Annotated in this window: 21 protein-coding genes, 1 tRNA gene and 1 pseudogene; 19 read left to right on the top strand and 4 right to left on the bottom strand. The window is 49.7% G+C overall.

All coding sequences use genetic code 11. From position 1 onward, the window contains the following. Positions 1 to 502 (bottom strand): annotated as a pseudogene (locus ACFW2W_RS09280) (photosystem II D2 protein (photosystem q(a) protein)); the annotation flags it as partial. Positions 503 to 917: 415 nt separating this feature from the next. Between ACFW2W_RS09280 and ACFW2W_RS09275 the strand changes: the two are divergent. The 5 genes from ACFW2W_RS09275 to ACFW2W_RS09255 all read left to right on the top strand — a co-directional run bounded on the left by ACFW2W_RS09275 (position 918) and on the right by ACFW2W_RS09255 (position 4,006). Next, positions 918 to 1,184 (top strand): hypothetical protein, encoded by a 267-nt coding sequence (locus ACFW2W_RS09275; protein WP_378176446.1) that lies wholly within the window; start codon positions 918 to 920, stop codon positions 1,182 to 1,184. A gap of 23 nt (positions 1,185 to 1,207) precedes the next feature. Then, positions 1,208 to 1,885 carry an ABC transporter ATP-binding protein gene (locus ACFW2W_RS09270; protein ID WP_378176449.1) on the top strand — a complete coding sequence of 226 codons (678 nt, stop codon included), beginning with the start codon at positions 1,208 to 1,210 and terminating at the stop codon, positions 1,883 to 1,885. 121 nt (positions 1,886 to 2,006) lie between these two features. Further along, positions 2,007 to 2,555, top strand: a complete 549-nt coding sequence (locus tag ACFW2W_RS09265) for an NYN domain-containing protein (RefSeq protein WP_378176443.1) — start codon at positions 2,007 to 2,009, stop codon at positions 2,553 to 2,555. Positions 2,556 to 2,667: 112 nt separating this feature from the next. Further along, positions 2,668 to 2,739: transfer RNA gene (locus tag ACFW2W_RS09260), tRNA-Asn, on the top strand. 19 nt (positions 2,740 to 2,758) lie between these two features. Beyond that, on the top strand, positions 2,759 to 4,006 hold the full coding sequence (locus tag ACFW2W_RS09255) for an aminotransferase class V-fold PLP-dependent enzyme (RefSeq protein WP_378176440.1): 1,248 nt from the start codon (positions 2,759 to 2,761) through the stop codon (positions 4,004 to 4,006). 727 nt (positions 4,007 to 4,733) lie between these two features. On the opposite strand, the gene ACFW2W_RS09250 is transcribed toward ACFW2W_RS09255, so the two are convergent. Then, entirely contained in the window at positions 4,734 to 6,059 is a 1,326-nt protein-coding gene (locus tag ACFW2W_RS09250) for a tetratricopeptide repeat protein (protein ID WP_378176437.1), read from the bottom strand. A 149-nt stretch (positions 6,060 to 6,208) separates the two neighbouring features. On the opposite strand from ACFW2W_RS09250, the gene ACFW2W_RS09245 reads away from it, so the two are divergent. Next, complete coding sequence (locus ACFW2W_RS09245; protein ID WP_378176434.1) at positions 6,209 to 7,387, top strand: esterase-like activity of phytase family protein; 1,179 nt, start codon at positions 6,209 to 6,211, stop codon at positions 7,385 to 7,387. A 59-nt stretch (positions 7,388 to 7,446) separates the two neighbouring features. Beyond that, positions 7,447 to 7,887 (top strand): surface-adhesin E family protein, encoded by a 441-nt coding sequence (locus ACFW2W_RS09240; RefSeq protein ID WP_378176431.1) that lies wholly within the window; start codon positions 7,447 to 7,449, stop codon positions 7,885 to 7,887. A gap of 19 nt (positions 7,888 to 7,906) precedes the next feature. On the opposite strand, the gene ACFW2W_RS09235 is transcribed toward ACFW2W_RS09240, so the two are convergent. After that, on the bottom strand, positions 7,907 to 8,155 hold the full coding sequence (locus ACFW2W_RS09235; protein ID WP_378176428.1) for a hypothetical protein: 249 nt from the start codon (positions 8,153 to 8,155) through the stop codon (positions 7,907 to 7,909). Between the two features lie 79 nt (positions 8,156 to 8,234). Here ACFW2W_RS09235 and ACFW2W_RS09230 point away from each other — a divergent pair, with 79 nt between their 5' ends. From ACFW2W_RS09230 to ACFW2W_RS09215, 4 genes are all read left to right on the top strand, one after another. Then, complete coding sequence (locus tag ACFW2W_RS09230; protein WP_378176425.1) at positions 8,235 to 8,825, top strand: chromophore lyase CpcT/CpeT; 591 nt, start codon at positions 8,235 to 8,237, stop codon at positions 8,823 to 8,825. A gap of 282 nt (positions 8,826 to 9,107) precedes the next feature. Beyond that, on the top strand, positions 9,108 to 10,262 hold the full coding sequence (locus tag ACFW2W_RS09225) for an NAD-dependent epimerase/dehydratase family protein (protein WP_378176422.1): 1,155 nt from the start codon (positions 9,108 to 9,110) through the stop codon (positions 10,260 to 10,262). Between the two features lie 374 nt (positions 10,263 to 10,636). Then, complete coding sequence (locus tag ACFW2W_RS09220) at positions 10,637 to 11,746, top strand: glycosyltransferase family 4 protein (protein WP_378176419.1); 1,110 nt, start codon at positions 10,637 to 10,639, stop codon at positions 11,744 to 11,746. A gap of 393 nt (positions 11,747 to 12,139) precedes the next feature. Further along, positions 12,140 to 14,839: a GAF domain-containing protein gene (locus tag ACFW2W_RS09215; RefSeq protein ID WP_378176416.1), complete on the top strand. Its 2,700-nt coding sequence runs from the start codon at positions 12,140 to 12,142 to the stop codon at positions 14,837 to 14,839. A 57-nt stretch (positions 14,840 to 14,896) separates the two neighbouring features. Here the strand turns inward: ACFW2W_RS09215 and ACFW2W_RS09210 are convergent, their stop codons facing one another. Next, the gene (locus ACFW2W_RS09210) at positions 14,897 to 15,160 is read right to left on the bottom strand and encodes a hypothetical protein (protein ID WP_378176413.1); all 264 of its coding nucleotides are present in this window, start codon (positions 15,158 to 15,160) and stop codon (positions 14,897 to 14,899) included. 413 nt (positions 15,161 to 15,573) lie between these two features. Here ACFW2W_RS09210 and purC point away from each other — a divergent pair, with 413 nt between their 5' ends. From purC to ACFW2W_RS09170, 8 genes are all read left to right on the top strand, one after another. Next, on the top strand, positions 15,574 to 16,314 hold the full coding sequence (gene purC / locus ACFW2W_RS09205) for a phosphoribosylaminoimidazolesuccinocarboxamide synthase (RefSeq protein ID WP_378176410.1): 741 nt from the start codon (positions 15,574 to 15,576) through the stop codon (positions 16,312 to 16,314). 82 nt (positions 16,315 to 16,396) lie between these two features. Next, positions 16,397 to 18,844 carry a BamA/TamA family outer membrane protein gene (locus tag ACFW2W_RS09200; protein ID WP_378176407.1) on the top strand — a complete coding sequence of 816 codons (2,448 nt, stop codon included), beginning with the start codon at positions 16,397 to 16,399 and terminating at the stop codon, positions 18,842 to 18,844. A gap of 79 nt (positions 18,845 to 18,923) precedes the next feature. After that, positions 18,924 to 19,781 (top strand): UDP-3-O-acyl-N-acetylglucosamine deacetylase, encoded by an 858-nt coding sequence (lpxC, locus tag ACFW2W_RS09195; protein ID WP_378176404.1) that lies wholly within the window; start codon positions 18,924 to 18,926, stop codon positions 19,779 to 19,781. 56 nt (positions 19,782 to 19,837) lie between these two features. After that, entirely contained in the window at positions 19,838 to 20,380 is a 543-nt protein-coding gene (gene fabZ, locus ACFW2W_RS09190) for a 3-hydroxyacyl-ACP dehydratase FabZ (RefSeq protein WP_378176401.1), read from the top strand. A gap of 333 nt (positions 20,381 to 20,713) precedes the next feature. Next, entirely contained in the window at positions 20,714 to 21,520 is an 807-nt protein-coding gene (lpxA, locus tag ACFW2W_RS09185) for an acyl-ACP--UDP-N-acetylglucosamine O-acyltransferase (protein ID WP_378176398.1), read from the top strand. Between the two features lie 147 nt (positions 21,521 to 21,667). Then, the gene (gene lpxB, locus ACFW2W_RS09180; RefSeq protein ID WP_378176395.1) at positions 21,668 to 22,822 is read left to right on the top strand and encodes a lipid-A-disaccharide synthase; all 1,155 of its coding nucleotides are present in this window, start codon (positions 21,668 to 21,670) and stop codon (positions 22,820 to 22,822) included. Between the two features lie 275 nt (positions 22,823 to 23,097). Continuing rightward, positions 23,098 to 24,216 carry an NAD-dependent epimerase/dehydratase family protein gene (locus ACFW2W_RS09175; RefSeq protein ID WP_378176392.1) on the top strand — a complete coding sequence of 373 codons (1,119 nt, stop codon included), beginning with the start codon at positions 23,098 to 23,100 and terminating at the stop codon, positions 24,214 to 24,216. Further along, complete coding sequence (locus ACFW2W_RS09170; RefSeq protein WP_378176389.1) at positions 24,213 to 25,439, top strand: NAD-dependent epimerase/dehydratase family protein; 1,227 nt, start codon at positions 24,213 to 24,215, stop codon at positions 25,437 to 25,439. The genes ACFW2W_RS09175 and ACFW2W_RS09170 overlap by 4 nt, the downstream gene beginning before the upstream one ends. Positions 25,440 to 25,525: the final 86 nt, after the last annotated feature.

Below are 25,525 nucleotides of genomic sequence, written 5' to 3'. Positions count from 1 at the left end.
ACCAGCCGGATTGCCCCAGGGGATACATTAAGAAGACCGAGACGAAGACGGCGATGGGGCCGGTGAAGGCGAGGGCGTTGTAAGGACGAATCCCGACTAGACGGGCGATTTCCAACTGCCGGAGGCAAAAGCCGATTAAGGCAAAGGCTCCGTGTAGGGCGACGAATGTCCACAAGCCGCCGAGTTGGCACCAGCGGGTGAAGTCGCCTTGGGCTTCCGGTCCCCAGAGGAACATCAGCGAGTGTCCGACGCTGTTGGGAGGGGTGGAGACGGCGACGGTGAGGAAGTTGCAGCCTTCTAGGTAGGAGGATGCGAGTCCGTGGGTGTACCAGGAGCTGACGAAGGTGGTGCCGGTGAGCCAGCCGCCTAGCGCTAGATAGGCGCAGGGGAATAGCAGTAGACCGGACCAGCCGACAAATACGAAGCGATCGCGCTTGAGCCAGTCGTCGATGGTATCAAACCACCCTCTTGAACTTGGGGCGCGTCCGACTGCGATAGTCATGACAGCAAATCTCCAAACAGGTTAGTTATAAGTACAGTCATCGAGGTTTCTGCTGCCTCCACCTGTAACCAGATGGGCTAGGCAGAAAACAAACTAGGATGTCAACCTAGTTTACGATTCTTTACTGAGTTTAATCTTATTATGTCCAACTTGCACAGTTTTAGGTAAATTTGTTTAACTCATTTTAATATTTGACGGTAGGAGGAGAAATGCGATCGCATCTGCGTCTGACTAGCTACAGTCCAGTTAGTACCTGCGCTTACAGCTTTAGCTAACCCCGGATTGGCGAAGCTTACAAACGCGAAGATGAACTCCTTTCTCCCCTGCTCAACGAATTCTGCCATCGGGCAGCAACTGGCTCGCGTCTGAGATACTAGGGATGTGGAGCCGATATTTAATTGCAATTGCTTAACTCATGTTTACAATCGACCTGATTTTGAAAAACACGCCCATGTCGTTGTCGGTGCAACGGAAGTCAGAGGAAGATGCCCAAAGCGTTTACCAGGAAATTCTGAGTGCAATCCGCTCTAGCAACGCTCAACTGTTAGAACTCACTTGCGATCGCCAGCCAGAGAAAAAAATCGGCATTCTCAGTAGCGAGATTGTTGCCGTTCAAGTATCTCAGAAATCCAGTACAGCATCGGCTGGAAGACCTCCCGGTTTCTTCGCCCTCGCTGAATGAACACATTTCCTGCTGGTGTCGAAATGGTCAAGCCTGCCATTCAAGTCAAAGACCTTTGCTTCAACTGGCCTAAAGGAGAGAAAGTCTTAGATTCCTGTTCTCTGGAGGTGCCCAAGGGTGAATTCTGGATGCTTTTGGGCACCAACGGCAGTGGAAAATCAACTTTGTTGAGATTGCTGGCTGGGCTGTTGCGTCCCCAAGCCGGAGAAATTCAGATTTTACACCCGATTGGCTTTGTCTTCCAGAATCCCGATCATCAGCTGGTGATGCCGACAGTCGGTGCCGATGTTGCCTTTGGGCTGGTAGAGGAAAATCTCTCGCCCGCTGAGATACGCGGGCGGGTAGAGCAGGCACTGGCGGCGGTTAATTTACTCGCGCTGGAACGACGCCCCATCTATGCTCTGAGTGGAGGTCAGAAACAGCGAATTGCCATTGCCGGTGCGATCGCCCGCCGCTCGGAAGTCTTACTATTAGATGAACCCACCGCCCTGCTCGATCCAGATTCTCAGTTGGATTTAGTCGCGCAAGTGCAAAGCTTGGTGAAAAGCCGAGGTCTGACTGCCCTTTGGGTCACGCATCGATTAGATGAGTTAAATTATGCGGACGGTGCATTCTTACTGGAGCAGGGCGGCGTTGTGGATCGAGGAGAGCCAAAACGCTTAAGACAACGCCTCCTGCAAACTCAGGATTCCCCCTTGTAAGCAAAGACTCTCCTTTAAGAGGATTCGCCGTAGTTCTGCAAAAAGGACTACAGAACTGACTTGCTATATTGTTAAGATAATGAAATAGTTATTTTCACCTAAAAAATCTTGGCTTAAAACAATGCAACGCCCATCCCCGCAGGCTGTTTTGCTCGTTGACGGCTACAACGTCATTGGACTATGGTCTTACCTGCAAAGAACCCGCGATCGCAATGGGCTAGAAGCCGCTCGTCTCGAATTAATTGAGGCTTTAGTCAATTACAGCGCTTTTAAGGGCTTTGAAACTCAAGTTGTATTTGATGCCCAGTATCAAGACACGCGCAGTAATTGTGAAGCTATCACCCACGAGCTATCAGTGTATTACACGGATTTTGGGCAGACAGCAGATACTTACATCGAAAAAACCTGTGCCTCCTTTCGTTACAATCCCTACAGATCGGCACGGCGCTTGATTGTCGCTACATCAGATCGGGCGCAGCAATTAACAGTTGTGGGGTACGGCGCAGAATGGATGTCAGCGCCACAGCTAGGTTACGACGTGGAATTAACCGCTCGTGCGGTCATACGCAAAAACAGACCCAAAAAACATTCGTCGGGGCGGTTTTTAGCCAATTCCCTCGATGCAAAAGCCCGCGAGCGTCTCGCTGAGTGGCGTCTGAACCAGAAATAGCTGACGCGAGTTGATCCGGAGCCAAAAAATTGTCAGAAAACTGCAAAAGGGCTTGACAAGTTATATTTGCACTAGCTAATATTAGTAACTGTTGAAAAGATTGAGTTAACGATCCTCAGTAGCTCAGTGGTAGAGCGATCGACTGTTAATCGATTGGTCGCAAGTTCGAATCTTGCCTGGGGAGTTTAATCAAAGGATGAAGCATGAAAGAGAAAATTTCAGACTTCATGCTTCGCCCTTCAGAATTTCAGAAGTTTTGGTCGCTTGACCTAGCGGTGACGTTCCTGAATCATGGTTCGTTTGGTGCTTGTCCGCTGCCGGTTCTGGAAGCCCAACAACGCTACCGGGCGCAACTGGAAAGGGAACCTTTGCGTTTTTTTGTGCGTGAGTTTGAGCCGCTGCTGGATGCCGCACGCGATGAGTTAGCTCAGTTCGTGGGTGCCTCACCAGCAGAGTTGGTATTTGTCCCGAATGCGACAACTGGGGTGAATGCGATATTGCGATCGCTTGCCTTAGCCGATCCTAGCAGCTCCTCGCTTTCTTTCTCCCCAAACGACGAATTACTGACTACAGATCAGGAATACAATGCCTGCCGCAATGCACTCAATTTCATTGCCAGTCAGACTGGGGCGCGGATAGTCGTGGCGACAGTGCCTTTCCCCATCACATCGCCAGAACAAGTCATCCAAGCCGTGATGGAGAGGGTTTCACCCAGAACAAAGCTAGCGCTGCTAGATCATGTAACCAGCCAGACAGGGCTAATTTTTCCCATCCAGCAGCTAGCTCACCAACTGGCAGAGCGCGGCGTCGATACCCTGATAGACGGTGCCCATGCGCCGGGGATGCTAGCACTGAATCTGCGGGAAATCGGAGCGACTTATTACACCGGCAACTGTCATAAGTGGTTGTGTTCCCCTAAAGGAGCCGCATTTTTATATGTGCGGCGCGACAAGCAATCGGCAATTCGTCCGCTAACGATTAGTCACGGTGCCAACTCGCCGCGAAAAGAGCGATCGCGCTTTCATCTAGAATTCGACTGGATGGGTACGGACGATCCCAGCGCTTATCTGTGTGTCGCAGAAGCCATCCGGTTTCTGGGTTCGCTGCTACCAGGTGGATGGCGCGAATTGATGGCGCGTAACCGAGCAATGGCATTAACAGCGCGGCAGCTACTTTGCGAAACGCTACAGGTATCGCCACCGTGTCCCGATGAGATGATTGGCTCGATGGCAGTCGTGCCATTGCCAGATGGAATGCCCGAAAGCGGAGCAGAGATGCAAATAACGCCCCCGCTACAAGATGCCTTGTGCGATCGCTTTGGGATTCAAGTGCCAGTAATTTATTGGCCTGCACCTCCCAAACAGCTGATTCGTATTTCAGCTCAACTTTACAACACTCCGGCGCAGTATGAATATCTAGCTAAAACGCTTGTGGAGTTGCTGTCTAGCTGAGGAAAGACAACTAACGTGAACCGAATCGCACTGACTTACGCCAAGTTATGGAAAAACGAACCGCGAAGGACGCAAAGGACACGAAGGAATAAGAGTTTCAGAGAGTTCTTGCGTAAGTCCTAACTATCGTTCAACCCAACGCCCTATAGGGATTGCTGGGTTTCGTTCCTCAACCCAGCCTACGGAATTTTGGCAAAAGTTCAGTGCCATTCGACCTAAACCACCAAAACACCCAGAAAATCTTGCCAGACTAGCGAAATAAGTTTACCTTCGCCGTCTTATTTCTTGATTTATAGAACCGTGACTAAACTCGTTCTTGCATTTTTCCCAAAGTGAGATGCACCTATTTTGTGATTCAAAAAAAACGAACCAAGCATTTCTACTTGGCTCTAAGAGCAAACACCAAATCACAGAAGTCTATAACCAAGGGACAAAGACTATCTCAGGAAGGGAGATAATTTGATAGCAGCTCTAATATTTAATATTTTGGCTCAGAACCGCACCGTCTTTATGTTTATAAAATTATCAATTGCCCAAAAAAACTGAATCAATCTTCGGTGGGAAACTTGCTGGTCTTTTAACTCTCTCTGAAGGAATATAAAGCTTTCTGTTTCGCTGGGACAAGCGCCTGTAAGAGCAGAATGCCCAGTTAGACCATTTCAGATTTGGGATGGGAAATACTTGCGTCCTATAGATAACAAGAGATAAGTTTTCTGCGAACCGATATCTACTGCGAACCTTGCTGAGTCACTCGTGCTAGCTGATTGGCAAAGTAAGTTTCCTGATACTTTAACGACCTTGCCAATTCCAACCCTTGTTCAAACGCTGCTTTTGCTGGCGCTAAGTCCCCGCGTTCAAGATAAATCTGACCGATTTGGTCGTAAGTTTTCATCAAGTTATAGTAATCGTAGGACTGCCGTTCTACCTGCAAGAGGGTTTGATAGACCTGCAAAGCATATTCAGGTTGTTTATAAGTTCGGTAGAGATCGCCTAGTTTTTTCAAGGCTTCGCTGGCAGAAGCAAACTGCTGTAAAGACCAGGCTAGATTATAGGCTTCTTGGTAATTTTTACTCGCTTCGTCTGGTTGTTTGAGGGATTCGTAATCGGTAGCGATCGCTATCTTCAACGCCGGTATCTGAGTCAATTCATTGTTGGCGAGGTAACTTTCTACCAGCCGTTGCTTGACTTTTAGAGAATTTTCCGGTTGCTTCGCCTTGTCGTAAATGTAAGTCAGCTGTTGCAGATAAACCACTTGGTTGACAGTATCGCCCTGTTGAGTGGCAAAATTCAGCAATTCCTCATAAGTTGCCGCTGCCTTGGGATAATCAAACCAGTTCATGTGCAATTGGGCAATTATTTTCAGCATTGCCTCTTCTGTGGCTTTATCCTGACGCTGCCGTGCATCAGCCAGCAACAGCTGATAATCCTCCAGCGCGGGTACTGGCAGTCGTATTTGCTGGTAAGCTTGACCCAAAGCTTGCAATAGCTTTACGTCCACTGACGATACTGGGGAAGACAAAACAATTTCTTCTGTTTTGCCTCCATTCTGGTCTGTTTGCTGGCGCGGCGTTTTGCCTTTCGGCTCTGGTGTCCTGCCAAAAGCTCGATCCTGAATTACTTGCAGACGCTTGGTGATGATTTGCAAATCAACTTTTTGATTATTTTCCCAAGCGATCGCTCCAACTCGTCCTAGCGCTTCCACCTCTTCCACTGTCCCTAGCACTCGCCGCAATCGCAATTCCCGATACCAAATTTCAAACGCTGCAGGTGCATTACCTGCTTTAAGCTGAGCAGCTGCCTGGGCATTTAATTCATCCAGAGCCTGCTTTAGTTGGCTGAGTTCTTGAGGACTGAGGGGACGATCCACCTGCGGCTGCGGTAGCAGTGGATCGGGCGTGGTTATCTCTAAGGGGTTGGGTTTAGGTTTATTATCCGCCGCTGTTGCTGCCCATCCGACAGAACCGCAACACAGTAGGAACACGGCAGCAATTCCCAGTCCTAACGCACTTGAGCGACGTTGCTGCAACCACAGACGAGCAAGCAAATTCTGCATAATATTTTTGGCTTAGCGGTTTAAATTGTTAATAACAAACTATACAAGCAGACCTGGTTAATATCAGAAGTTGTAGCGTTTCTCACCCAACTGACTGCTACAGTAAAGCGATAGTTTCCGAGCTTGTTGTGAAGTTTAGGAGAAAGCTGGTGAACGGTGGGCAATTTAGACCGCGATCTTGGGTGCTGGGGATAGCGATCGCCTTATTGACTTTTGTCACTTCCTGTGGAATCCAGCCAGGAATGACACAAGATCGAGTTTTTCTGGATCTATCCCTCGACTTTTTGGGGGAATACCAGCTGCCCAAGATGAAATTTAAGGATACACCTGTTTCCGGCTTATCAGGGCTGACCTACGACCGGAAGCAGAACCGTTTCTACGCAATTTCAGATGACCGCAGTCAGTTTGCCCCAGCCCGATTTTACACTCTCAACATGGTTATCGATGACGCCAGCGATGGCAAAATTGGCATCCAGAAAGTAGAAGTTGAGGACGTTACCTTTCTAACCAAGGAAGATGGCAACACCTATCCCAAGAGTACGGTGGATACGGAAGGAATTGCCGTGTCTCCTCAAAAATCGGTGTTTATCTCTAGCGAAGGTGTCGCCCGCGATGGCATTCCCCCCTTTATCGGGGAGTTTGACTTAAAAACTGGACGCCTGCGGCAGAACTTACCCATCCCGGAACGCTATCTTCCCGATGTCAGCAGCAACAAAAAACAGACTCGTGGCATCCAGAATAACTTGGGGTTTGAAGCACTCACCCTCAATCCCGTCGGCACTCTCCCAGCAACCGGGGAACCATTTCGTCTATTTACTGCCACTGAGTCATCATTGATGCAGGATAGCGAAGCAATTAGTTCAAAGCAGGGAGCAAAATGTCGCATCTTGCACTATTTGCTCAGCGATGGGCCACCGCTGCTGATTTCCGAACATTTATACCAAATGGAACCGCCTCCCAGTGGGGCGCTCAAAGATGGCTTGCCGGAGTTTTTATCTTTGGATGCAGGGGGGCACTTCCTGACTTTGGAACGTTCCTTGAGTCTGTTAGGTTACAGGGTGAGGATTTATCAGGCAGCAATGGGCGGGGCAACGGATATTTCTAGTGTTACCAGCCTTAAAGGTGAGCTTACCGGCATTGAGCCAGTGAAGAAAAAGTTGCTGTTGGATTTGGATGAAATAGGCATTCCGTTGGGCAATTTGGAAGGCATGACTTTTGGCCCCCGCTTGCCGGATGGCAGCCAAAGTTTACTTCTAGTGAGTGACGATAATTTCCAAGATAAACAGACGACTCAGTTTCTATTGTTCCGGCTCAAAAGTAGGCGTTGAAAACACTTAAAACTCACATTTTTCACCTTTCAGTTAATCTCGATAATCTTGGCAATCCCATGACTAAGTTGCTTACCTTTCAACATTTGCGTCTAGCTATAGTATCCGGGATCGGCTTGATGACGATGATTGCTACGTCAAGAGCGATCGCAGCTTGGGTACCCGTGAGCAAAACCCTCGACAACACCCCTATCTATATCGACGATGCGCGGATTGTTCGTCAGGGAAATCTTGTAGAATTTTGGCGACGTAATCTATTTCAAGCTCCCGAACCAGATGGTGCGATTGGGGTGGACAATTATCATGCAATAGAGTGTAAAAAAGGCTTATTTCGATGGCGTCGGTCAATTCGGTTTGACCAAAGTGGTCGAATTGTCGGGGATATCAACGTAGGTAAAAATGACAAGCTGCTAGAAGTCAAAATTCAATCGGAAAGTATCATTGGGGATTTCTATCAAGCAGTGTGCCCAGCACAGATAGATGAACCTCAAAAGAAATGATAAAAAGGGAATTTTTTCTTCAGCTTAAATCTATTTGAATGCCACAAGAAAACCTCACCCCCAGCCCCTCTCCGCGAACGGAGAGGGGAGCCAGAAAATCTTTTTTGTATCTGTGTAGGGTATCGTCACTGTAGCGCCACCTTGGGGGAACCTGACGCTGCTGTATTCGTTCGCTCAGTTCTTCTCCCAACCCAAAAAACCTGTCACCCAAGGCATCTCCGACAGAAAGCCCCGTCAAGGACAACTGCATTCGTTCTAGTGGCTTCATCGTTTTAAACTTCAGAAGGAGCGATCGCGCATCTTAAAATAAGGGGGATGATTTCTCAACAACGGCATTTTAATAAACAATGACGCATTCTACTGATATTGCTACCTTAGCTCGCTGGATGGCAGCAGATTTCAGCAACCAGGCACAAGCGTTTGAAAATCCTCCCTTGTTTGCCCATATCCGCGTCTTTATGCGTCCCCTACCGCTAGAACTGCTGTCTGGCGTGAGTTTCCTGGTGGAACAAGCCTATGACTATATGATTAACGATCCATACCGGGTGCGGGTTTTAAAGTTAATTACCTCAGGCGATCGCATCGAAATTGAAAACTACACTGTTAAACAGGAAGAACAGTTTTATGGTGCCTCCCGCGACCTCAATCGCCTGCAAACCCTCAAAGCAGACCAACTGGAAAAATTACCAGGCTGTAACATGATCGTCGAATGGACAGGTCACAGCTTCAAGGGTTCCGTCCAACCCGGTAAAGGTTGTATGGTGGTTCGCAAAGGTCAAAACACCTATCTCGACAGCACCTTCGAGATAGACGAAAACAAGTTTATCAGCCTCGATCGGGGACGCGACCCCGAAACCGATGAGCATATTTGGGGATCGGTCGCTGGCCCTTTCCACTTCGTCCGTTGGGCAAGTTTTGCCGATGAAGTGAAGGTGTAAAGGGTTGAAGGTTGAAGGTTGATAGAAACCTTCAACCTTCAATCAGGACGCCTGGGAGACACTTTCACTCTTATTGCTGGGTCGCCGTCACCAGGAAAACAAAGCTTTCCTCCCAAAGAGTGATGACGAAGGCGGGAATGAAAGACGAGAAAGAATCAAACGACTACAAGCTTGATGGAGTGTACCTGCGATCGCTCAAAAGGAATTCACTTCGATAGTCTAGAAGGTACCATTACCTGGTAAATTTACCGAGTGTTGGCAAGCAAGATTAATTGAACCCGTATGAAAGTCTTGGTTATTGGCGGTGATGGCTACTGCGGTTGGGCAACCGCACTTTATCTTTCCAGTCGAGGATACGAAGTCGGCATTCTAGATAGCCTGGTGCGGCGTCACTGGGATTTACAACTAGGCGCAGATACCCTAACCCCCATTGCACCGATTCAGCAACGCCTTCAGCGCTGGCGCGACCTCACCGGCAAATCCATAGACCTATTTATTGGGGATATCACCAACTACGAGTTCCTAAGCAAGGCGCTGCACCAGTTTGAGCCAGAGACAATTGTCCACTTTGGCGAACAGCGTTCGGCACCCTTCTCGATGATTGACCGAGAACACGCTGTCATCACCCAGGTGAACAACGTGGTGGGGACGCTAAATCTGCTGTATGCGATTAAGGAAGATTTCCCCGACTGTCACCTCGTCAAATTAGGAACGATGGGCGAATACGGGACGCCCAACATTGATATTGAAGAAGGCTACATCACCATCGAACATAACGGGCGTAAGGATACTCTGCCCTATCCGAAGCAGCCCGGATCGATGTATCACCTCAGCAAAGTCCATGATAGCCACAATATCCACTTTGCTTGCCGGATTTGGGGGCTACGCGCCACCGACTTGAATCAGGGTGTCGTGTACGGCGTCTTGACAGAAGAGACGGGCATGGATGAACTGTTAATTAACCGCCTGGACTACGATGGAGTCTTTGGGACAGCACTCAACCGCTTCTGTATCCAAGCGGCAATTGGGCATCCCCTGACAGTGTACGGGAAAGGCGGTCAGACCAGAGGCTTTTTGGATATTCGGGATACAGTGCGATGTATGGAACTAGCGATCGCTAACCCCGCCCAACCCGGCGAGTTTCGCGTCTTTAACCAGTTCACCGAACTATTCAGCATCGGGGACTTAGCCCGAATGGTGAAGAAAGCCGGGAATTCTGTGGGATTGAATGTCGAAATCCAAAACCTCGACAACCCCAGAGTCGAGAAGGAAGAACACTACTTCAACGCTAAAAACACCAATTTGCTCGATCTGGGCTTACAACCTCATTATCTCTCCGACGCCTTACTCGACTCGCTGCTTAACTTTGCCATCAAATACCAGCACCGCGTCGATAAAAATCACATCATGCCCAAAGTTTCCTGGCACCGTCAGTAATAATGAGGACTGAGGACTGAGGACTGAGGAGAGAGTGAAAAGAGAGATAGAGGAGAGAGTGGCAACTGGCAAGCAAGTTGTTGGGTTAAATCGTCGCATTTGAAAAGACAGATAAACCTTTGGCAAGCAAGTTGTTGGGTTAAATCGTCGCATTTGAAAAGACAGATAAACCTTAATAACTCCTCAATCTTGACCGTTCATTGAGTCCTTAGCCCTCAGTCGCGATCGCTGTTAACAGGACTTACGCAAAGCTTATACATATAGCCTTTTGTAGGGGCAATCCCCCTGTGGTTGACCCCAAATGTGGTGATGTTGCGTAAGTCCTGTGTTAAATCTTCACTCAGTCCTCAGTCCTCATCCCTCAGCACTGAATTATGCGAATCGCTTTTTTCACCGAAACCTTTTTGCCCAAGGTTGACGGAATTGTGACGCGACTGCGCCACACCGTCGAACATTTACAGCGTAGCGGGAACCAGGTGCTAATCTTTTCCCCAGATGGTGGGTTAAAGGAATACAAGGAAGCTAGAATCTACGGAGTTTCTGGCTTCCCGTTGCCCCTATATCCAGAGTTGAAAGTTGCCTTACCACGCCCCTCCATTGGGCATCAGTTGGAAAAGTTTCAGCCAGACATCATTCATGTCGTCAATCCAGCTATCTTGGGATTGGCGGGTCTGTATTATGCCAAAGCGATGGAAATTCCCTTAGTGGCGTCTTACCATACCCATTTGCCCCAGTATCTCCAGCACTACGGCTTGGGAATGTTAGAAGGTTTGCTGTGGGAATTTCTAAAATCAGCCCATAACCAAGCGCAGCTGAATCTGTGTACTTCTACTGCAATGGTGCAGGAACTTACAAGTCACGGCATTCAGCGGGTGGATTTGTGGCAGAGGGGCGTGGATACAGAATTGTTTCAACCCCACTTGGCAAGCCTAGAAATGCGATCGCATCTCAGCCAAGGACACCCTGAAAGCCCCTTATTACTCTACGTAGGGCGTCTAGGTGCAGAAAAGGAAATTGACCGCATTAAGCCCGTCCTAGCAGCCATTCCCAACGCTCGTCTCGCCTTAGTGGGAGATGGCCCCCATCGACAAGCCTTGCAACAATACTTTGCCGGGACGCCCACCAATTTCGTCGGCTATCTTACCGGCGTTGAACTCGCCTCAGCCTTTGCCTCAGCAGACGCCTTTATTTTTCCCTCGCGCACCGAAACTTTGGGATTAGTGCTGTTGGAGGCGATGGCAGCGGGATGTCCAGTCGTCGCCGCCCGTTCCGGAGGGATTCCCGATATTGTTACCGATGGCGTCAACGGTTATTTATTTGACCCAAAAGATGAAGAGGGAGCGATCGCTGCCACCCAGCGCCTCCTCGCCCATCAAGAAGAACGGGAAACCCTGCGGCAAAATGCCCGCCTCGAAGCCGAACGCTGGGGTTGGGCTGCCGCCACCCGCCAGCTGCAAAATTACTACACATCAGCGATTCATTAACAGTCAATCGTCAGCACGAGAGGGGTCAGCACGAGAGGGGTCAAGAAAAACAACTGACAACTGACCCCAGAAACGCCGCTAATTAATACATATTCCTAAACACTACGGATGAGGATTTCTGGTCTCCGAGGTTAAATTAGGTTAGTGGGTGCTTAATTTACAAATAAGCGATAACAATTAGCTAAGTAGGTGGACACCAAACAAACCCAGCTTGAATAACCCTTTTTCCCCGTACAGATGCGAAAACTTGCGTTTGTCGGCTAGTTTTTTTCAGAATTAATCGCGATTGTACGCTTTTACGGATATTTTGACTAAATTTAATGCATATAAAGTGCGAATCGCTTACTACTAACAGCTAATAGCTAAAACCACAGCTTGCAAATGCTCCTCCCCATGACACTCTCTAATACCGGCAGCGTTCTGGCTACGTTAACTCAGCTTACCCAACTCAATCGTACTAGCGCCCTGACCTCGCGCGTCAAAGACCTGTCATTCGGCGAGTTTATCTGCTTACTCGACTTTATTACCGCTGAATTTCAGCAGTTTCTGCGGGCGATCGACATGATCAACAACGAAGCTCTGGAAACCATGCTGGAGCAGGTCATGGACGCCTTTACCCTAAAAATGGGTCAAATTCTGCAAGCAGACCGCACCACTATTTTTTTAGTAGACGAAGAAAAAAATCAACTTTGGTCAAAAATTCCCGATACCGACACTGGGAGAGCCACCAAAGAAATTCGGATTCCCATTAATATTGGCGTTGCCGGTCACGTCGCCAGCACCGGCGAATCTTTGAATATTCCTGACGCCTACTCTCACCCACTATTTAACAAGGAAGTTGATGAGCGACCGGGCTACCGCACCCACAGTCTGCTTTGTATGCCGATTTATAGCAGTAAAAACCAGATTGTTGCGGTCGTTCAGCTATTAAATAAAGCTGGGGATGGGCCGTTTACCGAGGAGGATGAACAGGGATTCCGCGACTTTGCCGCCTCCATCGGCATTATCCTAGAAAGCTGCCAGTCGTTTTATATGGCGGCACGCAAGCAGCGAGGGGCAGCCGCACTGTTGCGGGCAACCACTTATCTCGGTCAAAGTCTTGACTTGGAAGCAACTCTGCGCTTTGTGATGGAACAAGCGCGGGATCTGATGCAGGCGGATCGCAGCACCCTATTTATGCTGAGCAAAGAAACGGGAGAACTCTGGACAAAAGTTGCCAACAAAGATGGCACGGAGATCATCCCGATTCGCATTCCTGCCAACAAAGGAATTGCCGGTTACGTTGCCTCCACTCGTCAGCCGCTGAATATCCCGGATGCCTATAAAGATCCGCGTTTCGATCCCAGCGCCGACCAACGGACGGGTTATTTGACGCGCAATATTCTGTGTATGCCGGTGTTTAATTCATCAATGGAATTAATCGGCGTTACGCAGTTAATTAACAAGCAACCAGGCAGCTTCACGAGTTCAGACGAAGAGTTTATGCAGGCATTTAATATCCAGGCGGGGATTGCTCTGGAAAATGCCAAACTCTTCGAGAATGTGATGCTGGAAAAGCAGTATCAAAAAGATATCCTGCAAAGTCTCTCCGATGCAGTCATCTCTACAGATATGCAGGGACGGGTGGTCACGATTAACGAAGCTGCACTGGAGTTGCTGGGGTGCCCGATTCGGGAAACCGCTGGGAAAAACAACAAGCATCTGTGGGAGCAGAAACTGATCGGTCGCTTCGTCTGGGATGTGGTGCCCATTGAACATCTCCAGTTTCGCCTCCAGGATAGTCTGAAGACGGGTGCCAAGCAATATGTGCCGGAGCAAACCCTGACAGTGGGTTTGTATGTAGAGAAGAGCCACCAGCCGTCAGCAGCAGTGGTAGGAGCAATGCCGGAATCGTCGGTGCAGGCACAATGCGCCAAGTGTCAGCAGGCAGCAGAAGTTCTGAATTCTGATGTGACATCTGACTCGGAGGGAGAACCAACTGGAGTCTATATTCTGGCAATACGCGATCGCATCAACTCAAACATCTTCATTCCCTGGAATGAATCATGCACTCCTGGCGCTGTCGGCACGCACACTTGTCATGAGGTTCTGAGTGCCGATCAAGTCCAGGAAATTGAACGGAGTATGAATCTCACCGTGAATCCCCTCACCAACCCGGAAGGAGGCGTCAGGGGCGGCTTGGTGGTCTTGGAAGACATCAGCCACGAAAAACGGATGAAATCTACCTTGTATCGCTACATGACGCCTAGAGTGGCAGAGCAAGTCATGGCACTGGGCGATAAGGCGCTGATGATGAGCGAACGCAAGGATGTAACAATTTTATTTTCCGACATCCGGGGCTACACCACGCTGACGGAGAATTTAGGGGCTTCGGAAGTGGTTTCGCTGCTGAATCAGTATTTTGAAACGATGGTAGAAGCAGTATTTAACCACGAAGGCACCTTGGATAAATTTATCGGCGATGCCTTGATGGCGGTGTTTGGTGCCCCTCTGCCCTTGGCGGAAAATCATGCTTGGATGGCGGTTCAGTCGGCGTTGGATATGCGCCGCCGGTTGGCAGAGTTTAACCGTCGCCGTTTATTTGAAAACCAGCCGCAAATTCATATTGGCATTGGACTGAGTTCTGGAGAAGTCGTCTCCGGCAACATCGGTTCCCACAAACGGATGGACTACACGGTAATCGGCGATGGGGTGAACTTGAGTTCTCGCCTGGAAAGCGTCACTAAGGAGTACGGCTGCGATATTATCTTGAGCGAGTTTACCTACAATTTGTGCCGCGATCGCATCCTTGTACGAGAGTTAGACAAAATCCGCGTCAAGGGCAAAACTTCCGCCGTCAGTATTTACGAGTTGATCGGCGACCATCGACAGCATCTCGACGACTCCACGAAGAACTTTCTCGATCTCTATCATCTTGGGCGTACAGCCTACATGGGGAGGAGCTTCCAAAAAGCGATGACCTACTTTGACGACGCCTACAGCCTGCGACCCACCGACCAGGCAGTTACAGTCCACCTGGAACGCTGTAAGAACTACCTTAAGCAACCACCTACAGATGCTTGGGATGGAGTCCACACGATGACCAGCAAATGAGGTTAATCGCTAATCGCTAATTGGTGCAAATTCTCTAGAAGCTGCCCCTTTTGCACCTCACCCTTCCGGGTTATCCTCTCCACTCTGGAAAGGGTTCTCGCCGATGGCGAGTTGCTTTTTCGTTTTTTTCAACTGCTTCCAGAGACTCTTAATTTGTTCGTAGGCTTCGGAGGATGAAATTTTACCGCCGGTTTCCAGGTTGCAGATGTAATTCACCCGTTGAGCAAATTCCTGCAAATTTGCGTTGAAAACCAGGTTTTCTGGCTTGACTTGACCGTAGTAACGACTACGAGGATAAAGAAAATCAGAGCGGTCTGCCATAGATTACCTCCTTGGGATAAACTACTCAACCTGCTGGTGTGAGAATCGAACCTATCTTTACCCTGTTTTTTGCCCAAGCTGGAAAAGCTAGCCAGAGAAACAGGGAGGCATTCCGACCGTTGCCCCGATCCACCTGGGAGTCGGTAGAACTTTAAGCTGGTCGCTAGCTGTTGGAATCGGGGTTTACCTGGTGTTTTGTTCGACTCTTGACCTTGCAACTAGCTACTATTGTGATCTTTGCACAAAGGGCTGCGCTCATTTTAATTACAAATTAATCTAAATTTAACCATCTCTTAACTAAAAATTATGCCAGTTACTCCCAGATGCCCAGATGTTGACGCCATTCGACTCCTAAGGCATTAAAATCTTCTGTGCTGCTGCCGACGATCCATTAATACAAACAACGACTTTCCATGTCCGCCCAATCAACCAGCCTTTACGAAGGCAAAGCCAAGATTCTCTATACCACCGACGATCCGGACATTCTGCTGGCTCATTTCAAAGACGACGCCACCGCCTTTAATGCCAAAAAGCGGGGTCAGATTGTAGGCAAAGGTGAAATTAACTGCACCATTGCCGCTTATTTGTTCCAGGTTTTGGAAGCATCGGGCATCCCGACCCACTTAATCGACTGTCCGGCACCCAACCAAATGCGCGTCCAGGCGTTAAAGATTCTGCCATTAGAAGTGGTAGTCAGGAACATTGCGGCTGGAAGTCTGTGTCAACAAACAGGGTTGCCGATGGGCACCGTCCTGCCCGATCCGCTGGTGGAATTTTATTTTAAAAATGACGAGCTGGGAGATCCCTTGTTAACACGCGATCGCCTCTTGTTATTGAAATTAGCTACACCAGAACAGCTTGACCAATTACAGAGTAGCGCCTTGCGGATTAACGAAATTCTCAGAGACTTTTTTCACCAATGCCGGATTACCCTGGTGGATTTCAAGTTGGAGTTTGGCATTGACCGGCATGGCAAGATGCGACTGGGAGACGAAATCAGCCCCGATACCTGCCGCCTTTGGGATGAGTCTGAAGACGATCCCGACCGGCGGGTGCTGGATAAAGATCGGTTCCGTCGGGATTTGGGGCAGGTGGAAGACGCCTACCAGCAAGTTCTAAAAAGAGTTCTCGAACAAGTAACCAGTAAAAAGTAAAAACAAAAAAGATTCTTTCTTTGGTTTTTTACTTTTGTCTTTATTTTCAAGGTGTGTGGAAGTGTCGAAAACGAGTAAAAAAATGCGCTTATCTCCCTTTTTATTGACGATTTTGGCTGCCTCATCTGCCTGTTGTGTAGCATTCCCTGCCAGAGGGCAAACGACAAATGGCGATTATATCGAGCATACTCAGACTGACACAGGACGCGATCGCCAGGAATCTCAACCAACCAACAACGTAGTCGTCAATGCTGTGAGTGCCCCAGAGACGACTCCGCCTGTAAGGGCGATTAGACAGTCGTCCAGACTCACTCAGATTGTTGCACGCTCCACCACCGCAACCGTCCCAGTTAAACCAGAGCGCGTTGCTGACGCTAGTAGCAGTCGTCAGGAAGCGCCACCAGCCAACAACGTGGTGGTTAACACCGTGAGGGTTCCAGAAACAACGGAGCCTGTAGGGTCAAAATCCTCTTCATCCGTACTCAGCCAAACCCCCACGACCCAATTTCCATCATCTCCCACTCCGGAAACAGAGCCAGTGGTTCCGCCCCCCGGCACCCAATCAACACCGCAACAAGAGACGCCGGATACCATTGAATTCGATCTCACGCCTGGGACGCCCTCTCAGCCGAATCTTGAGTTGCCGGAGCCACGCGAACAACCTGCGCCAACCCCTGAAGATGGACAACCCGCGACACCCCCTGAAACTGAACAACCTGCGCCTGCTGACCAGCCAGAAGCACGAGTGCTAGTTGGTGAAGTCGTCGTCACCGGCGTAGAAGGGGAACTAGAAAACGAAGTTTACCAGGCAATTCGCACCCGACCCGGACAAACGGCGACCCGGAGCCAGTTACAGGAAGACGTGAATGCCATCTACGCCACGGGCTTTTTCAGCAACGCCAGAGTAGAGCCACAGGATACCCCGCTGGGCGTCCGCGTCGTCTTTGTGGTACAGCCTAACCCGGTTTTGCGTCAGGTGGTCGTTGTCCCCGTCCCTGCCGACCAAGGTCAGCGGGCACTGCCCCAAAAGGTAATCGATGACACCTTTTCGCCTCAGTATGGTCGCACCCTCAACATCCGCGAGCTGCAAGAAGGCATTAAAAAATTAAACCAGTGGTACAAACAAAACGGCTATGACTTGGCACAGGTGGTTGCCGCACCCCAGATTGCTGAGGATGGCACGGTACGTCTAGAGGTAGCAGAAGGGCTGATTGAAGATATCCAAGTCCGCTTTCTCAACAAAGACGGAGAAGCCACGAATGATGAGGGTCAAGCCATCCGGGGTCGCACCCGCGATTTCATCATCACGCGAGAAATCGAACTGAATTCTGGAGAGGTCTTTAACCGGACGAAAGCGGAAAGGGATCTGCGCCGAGTCTTTCGCTTAGGCATCTTTGAAGATGTGCGACTCTCATTCAAGCCGGGTCAAGATCCGCGCAAAGTGGTGGTGGTCGTGGACGTGATTGAGAAGAACACCGGCTCAGTAGCAGCAGGTGCTGGGATTAGTTCCGCCAGCGGATTATTCGGCACCATTAGCTATCAAGAGCAAAATCTGGGGGGCAATAACCAGAAGCTGGGGGCAGAGTTGCAGGTCGGTCAGCGAGAACTGCTGTTTGATGTCAACTTCACAGATCCCTGGATTGCTGGCGATCCTTACCGGACCTCCTACACCGTCAATGGGTTCAGACGCCGGTCAATTTCGCTGATTTTTGATGGCGGTGACACAGAGGTGGAATTGCCTGATGGAGACAGACCCCGCGTACTGCGATTGGGGGGTGGCGTCACCTTTACCCGTCCGCTTTCCCAAAATGTTTTTGAAGATCCGGAATGGAGAGCCAGTCTGGGCTTGCAGTATCAACGGGTTTCGATCCGGAATTCCGATGGCGATATTAGCCCGAAGGATGAGCTAGGAAATGACCTGAGCTTTAGTGGAGAAGGGAAAGACGACTTGTTGACCGTACAATTTGGGGTGGTGCGCGATCGCCGTAACAGTGCCGTGATTCCTACCTCTGGATCTCTGCTGCGCCTAGGCGTTGAACAGTCTATCCCCGTAGGAGCGGGAGGGATTCTGTTTAACCGTCTGCGCGGTAGCTACAGCTACTACCTTCCCGTCAAATATACGAACTTCTCCTCAGGGCCGCAAGCGCTCGCCTTCAATGTTCAAGCCGGAACCGTTGTCGGCGATTTACCTCCCTATGAAGCCTTCTCTCTGGGCGGTAGTAACTCGGTGCGGGGTTTTGAGGAAGGAGATGTCGGCAGCGGTCGCAGCTTTATCCAAGCGACAGCAGAGTATCGGTTCCCGATTTTCTCGATTGTGGGCGGTGCTTTGTTTGTCGATGCGGCAACCGATCTCGGTACTGGCAGCAGTGTGCCCGGAGATCCGGCTGGGGTGCGTGGCAAGCCCGGAAGCGGCTTTGGTTATGGTCTTGGCGTCCGGGTGCAATCTCCCCTCGGCCCGATTCGCATCGACTATGGTTTTAATAACGAAGGGGACAGCCGCCTCCACTTTGGAATTGGGGAGAGATTCTAAAAATTAAAAATGTAAAATTAAAAATTAAAAATTAGGATAAATTCTGCAATTTTTAATTTTTAATTTTACATTTTTAATTATGAAACAACACACTCTGAAAGGATCTTTTGAACAATCTGGCATCGGTCTACATAGTGGCGTCCCCACTCATGTCCGAGTGCTACCAGCGGCGGCTGGGGAGGGGCGTTACTTTGTCAGAGTTGACCTGACTGGGGCACCCGTGATTCCAGCGCGGGTGGAGGCAGTCAGTCAGACGACCCTTTCCACCGAACTTGCCGTCAGTGGAGAGGCGCGGGTTCGGACTGTGGAACACCTGCTAGCAGCTTTAGCGGGCAGCGGTGTAGATAACGCTCGAATTGAGATTGATGGTCCGGAAGTGCCCCTGCTGGATGGCTCAGCGCTGATTTGGGTCGAAGCGATCGCGATCGCAGGCGTTGTCGGTAACGATGAATTAATTCCCGATTCAACTTTTAAGCTGGAAAAGCCCGTATGGGTCTATCAAGGCGATGCCTTTGTCGCCGCCCTACCAGCACCGGAGTTGCGCTTCTCCTACGGAATCGACTTCGACTCAGCAGCGATTGGCAACCAGTGGTACAGCTGGACGCCGAGGCAAGAAAATTTTGCAGAAGCGATCGCACCCGCCCGCACGTTTGGTCTGGCTCACCAAATTGAGCAGTTACAAGCCGCAGGTTTAATTAAAGGCGGAAGTTTAGACAACGCCCTCGTTTGCGATTCACAAAGATGGCTTAATCCTCCCTTAAGATTTTCAAATGAGCCAGTGCGTCATAAACTTTTAGATTTAGTAGGGGATTTAAGTTTACTGGGATATTTCCCGCAAGCTCATATCCTCGCCTACAAAGCCAGCCATCACCTGCATATCCAACTTACCCACCAGTTACTCCAAGAAAAGCGAGTCGCCCTGAGTGAGCAAGTGTAAATTGGCTGCGCGATCGCTGATCTCGCCCCTAGCCTCTAATCCCTGTCATACAGCCCATGTCCACACTGATTGAAGTCAATACACCCGATGCTGCTGCGCCTGCGACGCCCCAAGCCAAAAATGTCGCCGAAGAAATAGCAGATCCAAACCGCCAGTCCCCTGGCAAAACCATCCTCACGATCGAAGACATTCAAAAATTGCTGCCCCATCGGTATCCTTTTGCATTGGTGGATCGGATAATCGAGTACGTGGCCGGAGAAAGGGCTGTGGGCATCAAAAATGTCACCTTCAACGAACCCCATTTTCAAGGGCATTTCCCCGGTCGTCCGATTATGCCTGGGGTATTAATTGTGGAAGCAATGGCTCAAGTGGGCGGGATCGTATTGACCCAACTACCAGATATTGAGAACGGCTTATTTATGTTTGCTGGCATTGATAAAGTCCGCTTCCGTCGCCCCGTAGTACCGGGGGATCAGCTAGTAATGACCGTGGAACTGCTGTGTGTCAAACGGCGTCGTTTTGGAAAGATGCACGCCCGTGCCGAAGTCGATGGTCAATTGGCTACAGAAGGCGAACTGATGTTTTCTATCGTTGACTAAAACAGTGATGAGGACTGAGGAGTGAACGCTAATAGCGCTACTCTATTCGCAGGCTGAAAAACAGGTTTGAGAAAAGAATTTTGATGGCACATTAGTTGAAGAAGCTGATGGTTGAATTCTGACTCGTAACACCTAACTCAGACGCGATAAATCAGACGCGATAAATCAGACGCGATAAATCAGACGCGATAAATCAGACGCGATAAATCGCGTCTCTACAACTTTTCCTCATTCCTCAGTTCTGATTTCTGACTTGTCACTTTTATTTACTCAGTCCGTGCAACGCTTGACAGTCCGCGAAGAAAGCGCCGAAGAGCGCTAACAGTCCTGTATATGATCCATCCCACCGCTATAATTCACCCTGACGCTCAACTACACCCCAGCGTGCAAGTTGGGCCTTATGCGGTGATTGGAGAACAAGTAAAAATTGGCCCCGAAACCACGATTGGCGCTCATGTGGTAATCGAAGGACCAACGGAGATTGGCGCACAAAATCACATTTTTCCGGGGGCAGCAATTGGCTTAGAACCCCAAGACCTGAAGTATGACGGGGCTAAAAGCTGGGTAAAAATTGGCGATCGCAACCGAATTCGAGAGTATGTCACAATTAACCGGGCAACTGGCGAGGATGAAGCTACGGTAATTGGCAATGGCAACTTGCTGATGGCTTATGTCCACGTTGCTCATAATTGCGCGATCGCAGATAAAGTGATAATTTCTAATGCGGTGGCGCTAGCTGGGCACGTCCACATTGATTCGCGGGCGGTGATTGGTGGCGTCCTGGGGATTCATCAATTTGTCCACATCGGGCGAGGCGCGATGGTGGGCGGAATGAGTCGCATTGACCGCGATGTGCCCCCTTATCTGCTGGTGGAGGGAAATCCTTCGCGGGTACGCAGTCTCAATCTGGTGGGACTCAAACGCGCTGGTTTATCTGCCGCTGAGTTGGGAATCCTCAAAAAAGCCTTCCGGATTCTCTACCGTTCTGGATTACCCCTGAATCAATCTCTAGAACAACTGGATCTGCTCCCAGATAACGAATACTTGCAGCACCTGCGCCGGTTCCTGCAACTTTCTCAAACGCCCGGACGTCGCGGCCCAATTCCAGGGAAAAGAAGGAACCATAAGGATGAAGAGTAATTGGGAAAAAAGTTGTAGAGACGCGATTTATCGCGTCTGAGTTTTGAGTTAAAAGAAATTTCTTTAATTCCACACTCAAAACTTAGACGCGATAAATCGCGTCTCTACTCCATTACCGATTACTCCCAATTACCAATTTTCAAATTAATGCGTATATTTATCAGCACTGGCGAAGTTTCAGGGGATCTGCAAGGGGCACTACTGATTGAGGCGCTTTATCGACAAGCACAGGCAACTGGCTTGGAATTAGAGATTGTTGCCTTGGGGGGCGATCGCATGGCGGCGGCTGGTGCTACTCTCTTGAGCAATACAAGCGGGATTGGTTCGGTGGGGCTTTTAGAATCTCTCCCTTATGTGTTGCCGACCTTACAAGTCCAGCGTCGAGCCAAACAGTACCTACGAGCTAACCCGCCCGATCTGGTAGTGCTAATTGATTACTTGGGGCCAAATATTGGCGTGGGCAGCTATATCCAGCGACAGATGCCGCAGGTGCCAGTAGTGTATTACATCACCCCGCAGGTATGGGTTTGGTCGCCCTTTAAGCGCGACACTACTCGAATCATCGAGATTAGCGACCTAGTGTTGGCGATTTTCCCAGAGGAAGCGCAATATTTCCAAAAATGGGGGGCATCGGCTGCCTGGGTGGGGCATCCCTTGGTGGATCGGATGCAAAAGGCTCCCAGCCGAGAAGAGGCGCGAAGAATCTTGGAGATAGAGCCAGAACAAATAGCGATCGCGCTTCTCCCTGCCTCCCGTCCTCAAGAACTCAAGTATCTCATGCCGGTTATGTTTGAGGCGGCTAAAGTTATCCAAAACAAACTGCCTCAAGTTCATTTCTGGATTCCTTTGTCTCTGGAAGCTTATCGGCTCCAAATTGAAGAGGCGATTGAGCATTATGGTTTAAATGCGACTCTGGTTGATGGTAAAAGTCAGGAAGTTCTGGCGGCGGCTGATTTAGCGATCGCCAAGTCGGGGACTGTAAATCTGGAACTTGCCCTTTTAAAGGTGCCGCAGGTGGTTCTCTACCGCGTTAGTCGCTTTACCTATTGGATTGCCCGAAATCTTCTAAAATTCTCGATTCCCTTCATGTCGCCAGCCAACTTGGTACTGATGCGGTCGATTGTGCCAGAATTGCTGCAAGAGCAAGCGACGCCAGAAAACATTGTCCAAGAAGCTTTAGAACTCCTACTCAATCCCGAACGCCGCCAGCAAACTGTCGCAGATTATCAAGAAATGCGCTCCTCAATGGGAGAATTGGGAGTTTGCGATCGCGCTGCCAAAGAAATCCTTCAAATGCTTTGAAAGCTTTCAATTAAAACTTACTTAAGATAACGGCAGAATTCATTTACAGAACTCAAATTTCATCAACTTGTTAGGTTGTATACAGCCTTTTGTTAAGAAGAAGAAGATATTCCATTCGGCTGATGAATCGCCACCACCAACCCTTGAATATAGCTGATATTCAGCAGGAAACAATTAAAAATTAGTAGCCAATAGAACATTTTTAACCCTAATGGTCTGTTAGGTCGTGCTGGCTATTAATGGCTAATTGCTTCTGTCTCTACAGGATATCGCGCTTGAGCAAACATATTCTGATTACTGGTGGAGCAGGATTCATAGGTTCGCACCTAGCAGACGAAATGCTCAAGCTTGGATACCGTGTCCGCGCCCTCGATAGCCTCTCATTTCAAGTTCACGGCGCGGACAAAAAAAGACCCAGCTATTTGAATTCTGAAGTTGAGTTAATCGTTGGGGATATCCGAGATCCAGAGGTTGTGCAACGCGCCCTGAAAGGAATTGACGCCGTTTACCATTTTGCCGCTGTGGTAGGTGTCGGGCAAAGTATGTATGAAATCACAAAATACACCAGTACCAACAATCTCGGTACGGCTGTGTTGCTGGAAGCGCTGATCGATCGACCCGTCGAGCGATTAATTGTTGCGTCAAGCATGAGCATTTACGGCGAAGGACTCTACAAGACACCCAATGGCAGCCTAAGTACTGGGTGGGAACGGACGCTAGAGCAACTGAAAGCGGGTGACTGGGAAGTTCGGAATGCTGCGGATGAAGTGCTGACACCAATACCGACGCCGGAGACAAAACAACCAGCACTCGCCTCCGTGTATGCCCTTTCTAAGTATGACCAAGAGCGGATGTGCTTAATGATTGGGCAAGCTTACGGCATGAGTACCGTAGGACTGCGGTTTTTTAATACCTATGGGACGCGGCAAGCCCTTTCCAACCCTTATACGGGCGTTCTAGCTATTTTTGCCTCCCGGTTACTCAACAACAATCCTCCCTTAATTTTTGAAGACGGGTATCAAAAGCGCGATTTTGTCAGCATTCACGATGTGGTGCAGGCGTGCCGACTGGCTTTGGAAGTCCCGCAAGCGGCAAGAGGAGTGTTTAATATCGCTAGCGATCGCCAGTATACCGTCCGCGAAGCCGCCCAACTCATGGCTCAAGTGTTAGGTAAGGAACACATTCAGCCGCTGATTACTGGCAAATATCGCGTCGGCGATGTCCGACATTGCTTCGCCGATATTACCCAAGCTCGTCAAATCTTAGGCTACCAACCCCGCGTCAGCTTACGAGAAGGCTTGGTTGAGCTAAGCCAATGGCTAGAAGTACAAGTGGCATTAGACCGGGTTGTAGAAGCCAGTGCCGAACTCGCAGCACGGGGGCTGACAGTATGAACAGTCCGACAATTGGCATCCTAGAGTGGTTCCGTCCGGGCGAATCCGAGCGAGTCGAGCAGGTGCTGACTGACCTAAAGACCATTGGGGTGGAAGAACTGCGGACTGGGGTTTCTTGGGCAGACTGGTACACCCCGGCGGGGCAAGAGTGGTACACCTGGCTATTGCCCCGGCTGGCGCAGGAAGTCAACGTCTTGCCCTGTTTTCACTACCTGCCACCCTCCCTAGGGATCGTTCCCAGAACCTGTTCGCCACCTCGCACGCCGAAGGATTACGCCGATTTTCTCGATGAGATGATTACCCGCTTCGGCAAGTATTTCAAGTGGGTTGAGCTGTGGAACGAGCCAAATAACTTGAATGACTGGGACTGGCGGCTCGATCCCCAATGGAAGATTTTCTGCGAAATGGTGGGCGGCGCTGCCTATTGGGCGCAACAGCGCGGGAAGAAGACGGTTTTGGCGGGGATGAGTCCGGTCGATCCCAACTTACTGGGGATTCTATGCGATCGCGGTGTTTTAGCCAACATCGACGCAGTAGGAATTCACGGTTTCCCTGGCACTTGGGAATTTGATTGGCAGGAATGGTCGGTGAAAGTATCGAAAGTGCGAAGAGTGCTGGAACGATACAGCTTAGAACCGGAAATTTGGATTACCGAAACCGGCTTTTCCACCTGGAAGCACGACGAACACGGACAATTGCGGGCATTTGTAAATGCGATCGCAGCGCCAGTCGATCGCGTGTACTGGTACGCCGCCTACGATTTGCATCCAGACTTGCCGACCCAAGATGGGTTGCACTCGGACGTGCGACATTATCACATGGGATTCAAGCGCCCAGACGGCACGCCAAAGCTGTTATTCCGCCTGTGGGCAACGGGTGGAATCGAAGCAGTACAAGACATCGAGAGTCTATATGTAGCGGATGGTCATCGGGAATTAGTCGTGGAACATGGCAAAGAAACCAACCCATTACCCATTACCCATTACCCATTCCCAAAAAATCCCAAATCGAATGCCCCGGTTCTAATTACTGGCGGTGCTGGCTTTATCGGCACCAACCTGGCACACCGACTGCTATCTGCCGGTCAACCAGTGCGGCTATTTGATAGTCTGTCGCGTCCGGGGGTGGAGGAGAATCTGCGCGGGCTGCAACAAAAATACGGAGATTTGGTACAAATTCAAGTAGCGGGACTTGAACTTTGTTCAAGCCCAAACAAGCCCTAAATGGGCTAGGTGTAAGGCAAATACGTCAGTATTCTCCTGAAGCCAACGGACAAACCGATAGGATATAGCTGTTCTAAAAGCTGACA

The organism is Coleofasciculus sp. H7-2 (genome assembly GCF_042747725.1).
Lineage (GTDB): Bacteria > Cyanobacteriota > Cyanobacteriia > Cyanobacteriales > FACHB-T130 > FACHB-T130.
The sequence above is the reverse complement of the archived record's forward strand: the minus strand, read 5'-3'. Positions and strand labels throughout refer to the sequence as shown.

Coding starts and splice junctions, on each gene's coding strand:
- lpxA (WP_378176398.1), top strand. CDS start 20,714: ATGATCCATCCCACCGCTATAATTCACCCTGACGCTCAACTACACCCC.
- ACFW2W_RS09265 (WP_378176443.1), top strand. CDS start 2,007: ATGCAACGCCCATCCCCGCAGGCTGTTTTGCTCGTTGACGGCTACAAC.
- ACFW2W_RS09215 (WP_378176416.1), top strand. CDS start 12,140: ATGACACTCTCTAATACCGGCAGCGTTCTGGCTACGTTAACTCAGCTT.
- ACFW2W_RS09200 (WP_378176407.1), top strand. CDS start 16,397: ATGCGCTTATCTCCCTTTTTATTGACGATTTTGGCTGCCTCATCTGCC.
- ACFW2W_RS09170 (WP_378176389.1), top strand. CDS start 24,213: ATGAACAGTCCGACAATTGGCATCCTAGAGTGGTTCCGTCCGGGCGAA.
- ACFW2W_RS09210 (WP_378176413.1), bottom strand. CDS start 15,160: ATGGCAGACCGCTCTGATTTTCTTTATCCTCGTAGTCGTTACTACGGT.
- ACFW2W_RS09225 (WP_378176422.1), top strand. CDS start 9,108: ATGAAAGTCTTGGTTATTGGCGGTGATGGCTACTGCGGTTGGGCAACC.
- ACFW2W_RS09230 (WP_378176425.1), top strand. CDS start 8,235: ATGACGCATTCTACTGATATTGCTACCTTAGCTCGCTGGATGGCAGCA.
- ACFW2W_RS09220 (WP_378176419.1), top strand. CDS start 10,637: ATGCGAATCGCTTTTTTCACCGAAACCTTTTTGCCCAAGGTTGACGGA.
- ACFW2W_RS09255 (WP_378176440.1), top strand. CDS start 2,759: ATGAAAGAGAAAATTTCAGACTTCATGCTTCGCCCTTCAGAATTTCAG.
- lpxC (WP_378176404.1), top strand. CDS start 18,924: ATGAAACAACACACTCTGAAAGGATCTTTTGAACAATCTGGCATCGGT.
- purC (WP_378176410.1), top strand. CDS start 15,574: ATGTCCGCCCAATCAACCAGCCTTTACGAAGGCAAAGCCAAGATTCTC.
- lpxB (WP_378176395.1), top strand. CDS start 21,668: ATGCGTATATTTATCAGCACTGGCGAAGTTTCAGGGGATCTGCAAGGG.
- ACFW2W_RS09240 (WP_378176431.1), top strand. CDS start 7,447: ATGACTAAGTTGCTTACCTTTCAACATTTGCGTCTAGCTATAGTATCC.
- ACFW2W_RS09270 (WP_378176449.1), top strand. CDS start 1,208: ATGGTCAAGCCTGCCATTCAAGTCAAAGACCTTTGCTTCAACTGGCCT.
- ACFW2W_RS09235 (WP_378176428.1), bottom strand. CDS start 8,155: ATGAAGCCACTAGAACGAATGCAGTTGTCCTTGACGGGGCTTTCTGTC.
- ACFW2W_RS09275 (WP_378176446.1), top strand. CDS start 918: ATGTTTACAATCGACCTGATTTTGAAAAACACGCCCATGTCGTTGTCG.
- ACFW2W_RS09250 (WP_378176437.1), bottom strand. CDS start 6,059: ATGCAGAATTTGCTTGCTCGTCTGTGGTTGCAGCAACGTCGCTCAAGT.
- fabZ (WP_378176401.1), top strand. CDS start 19,838: ATGTCCACACTGATTGAAGTCAATACACCCGATGCTGCTGCGCCTGCG.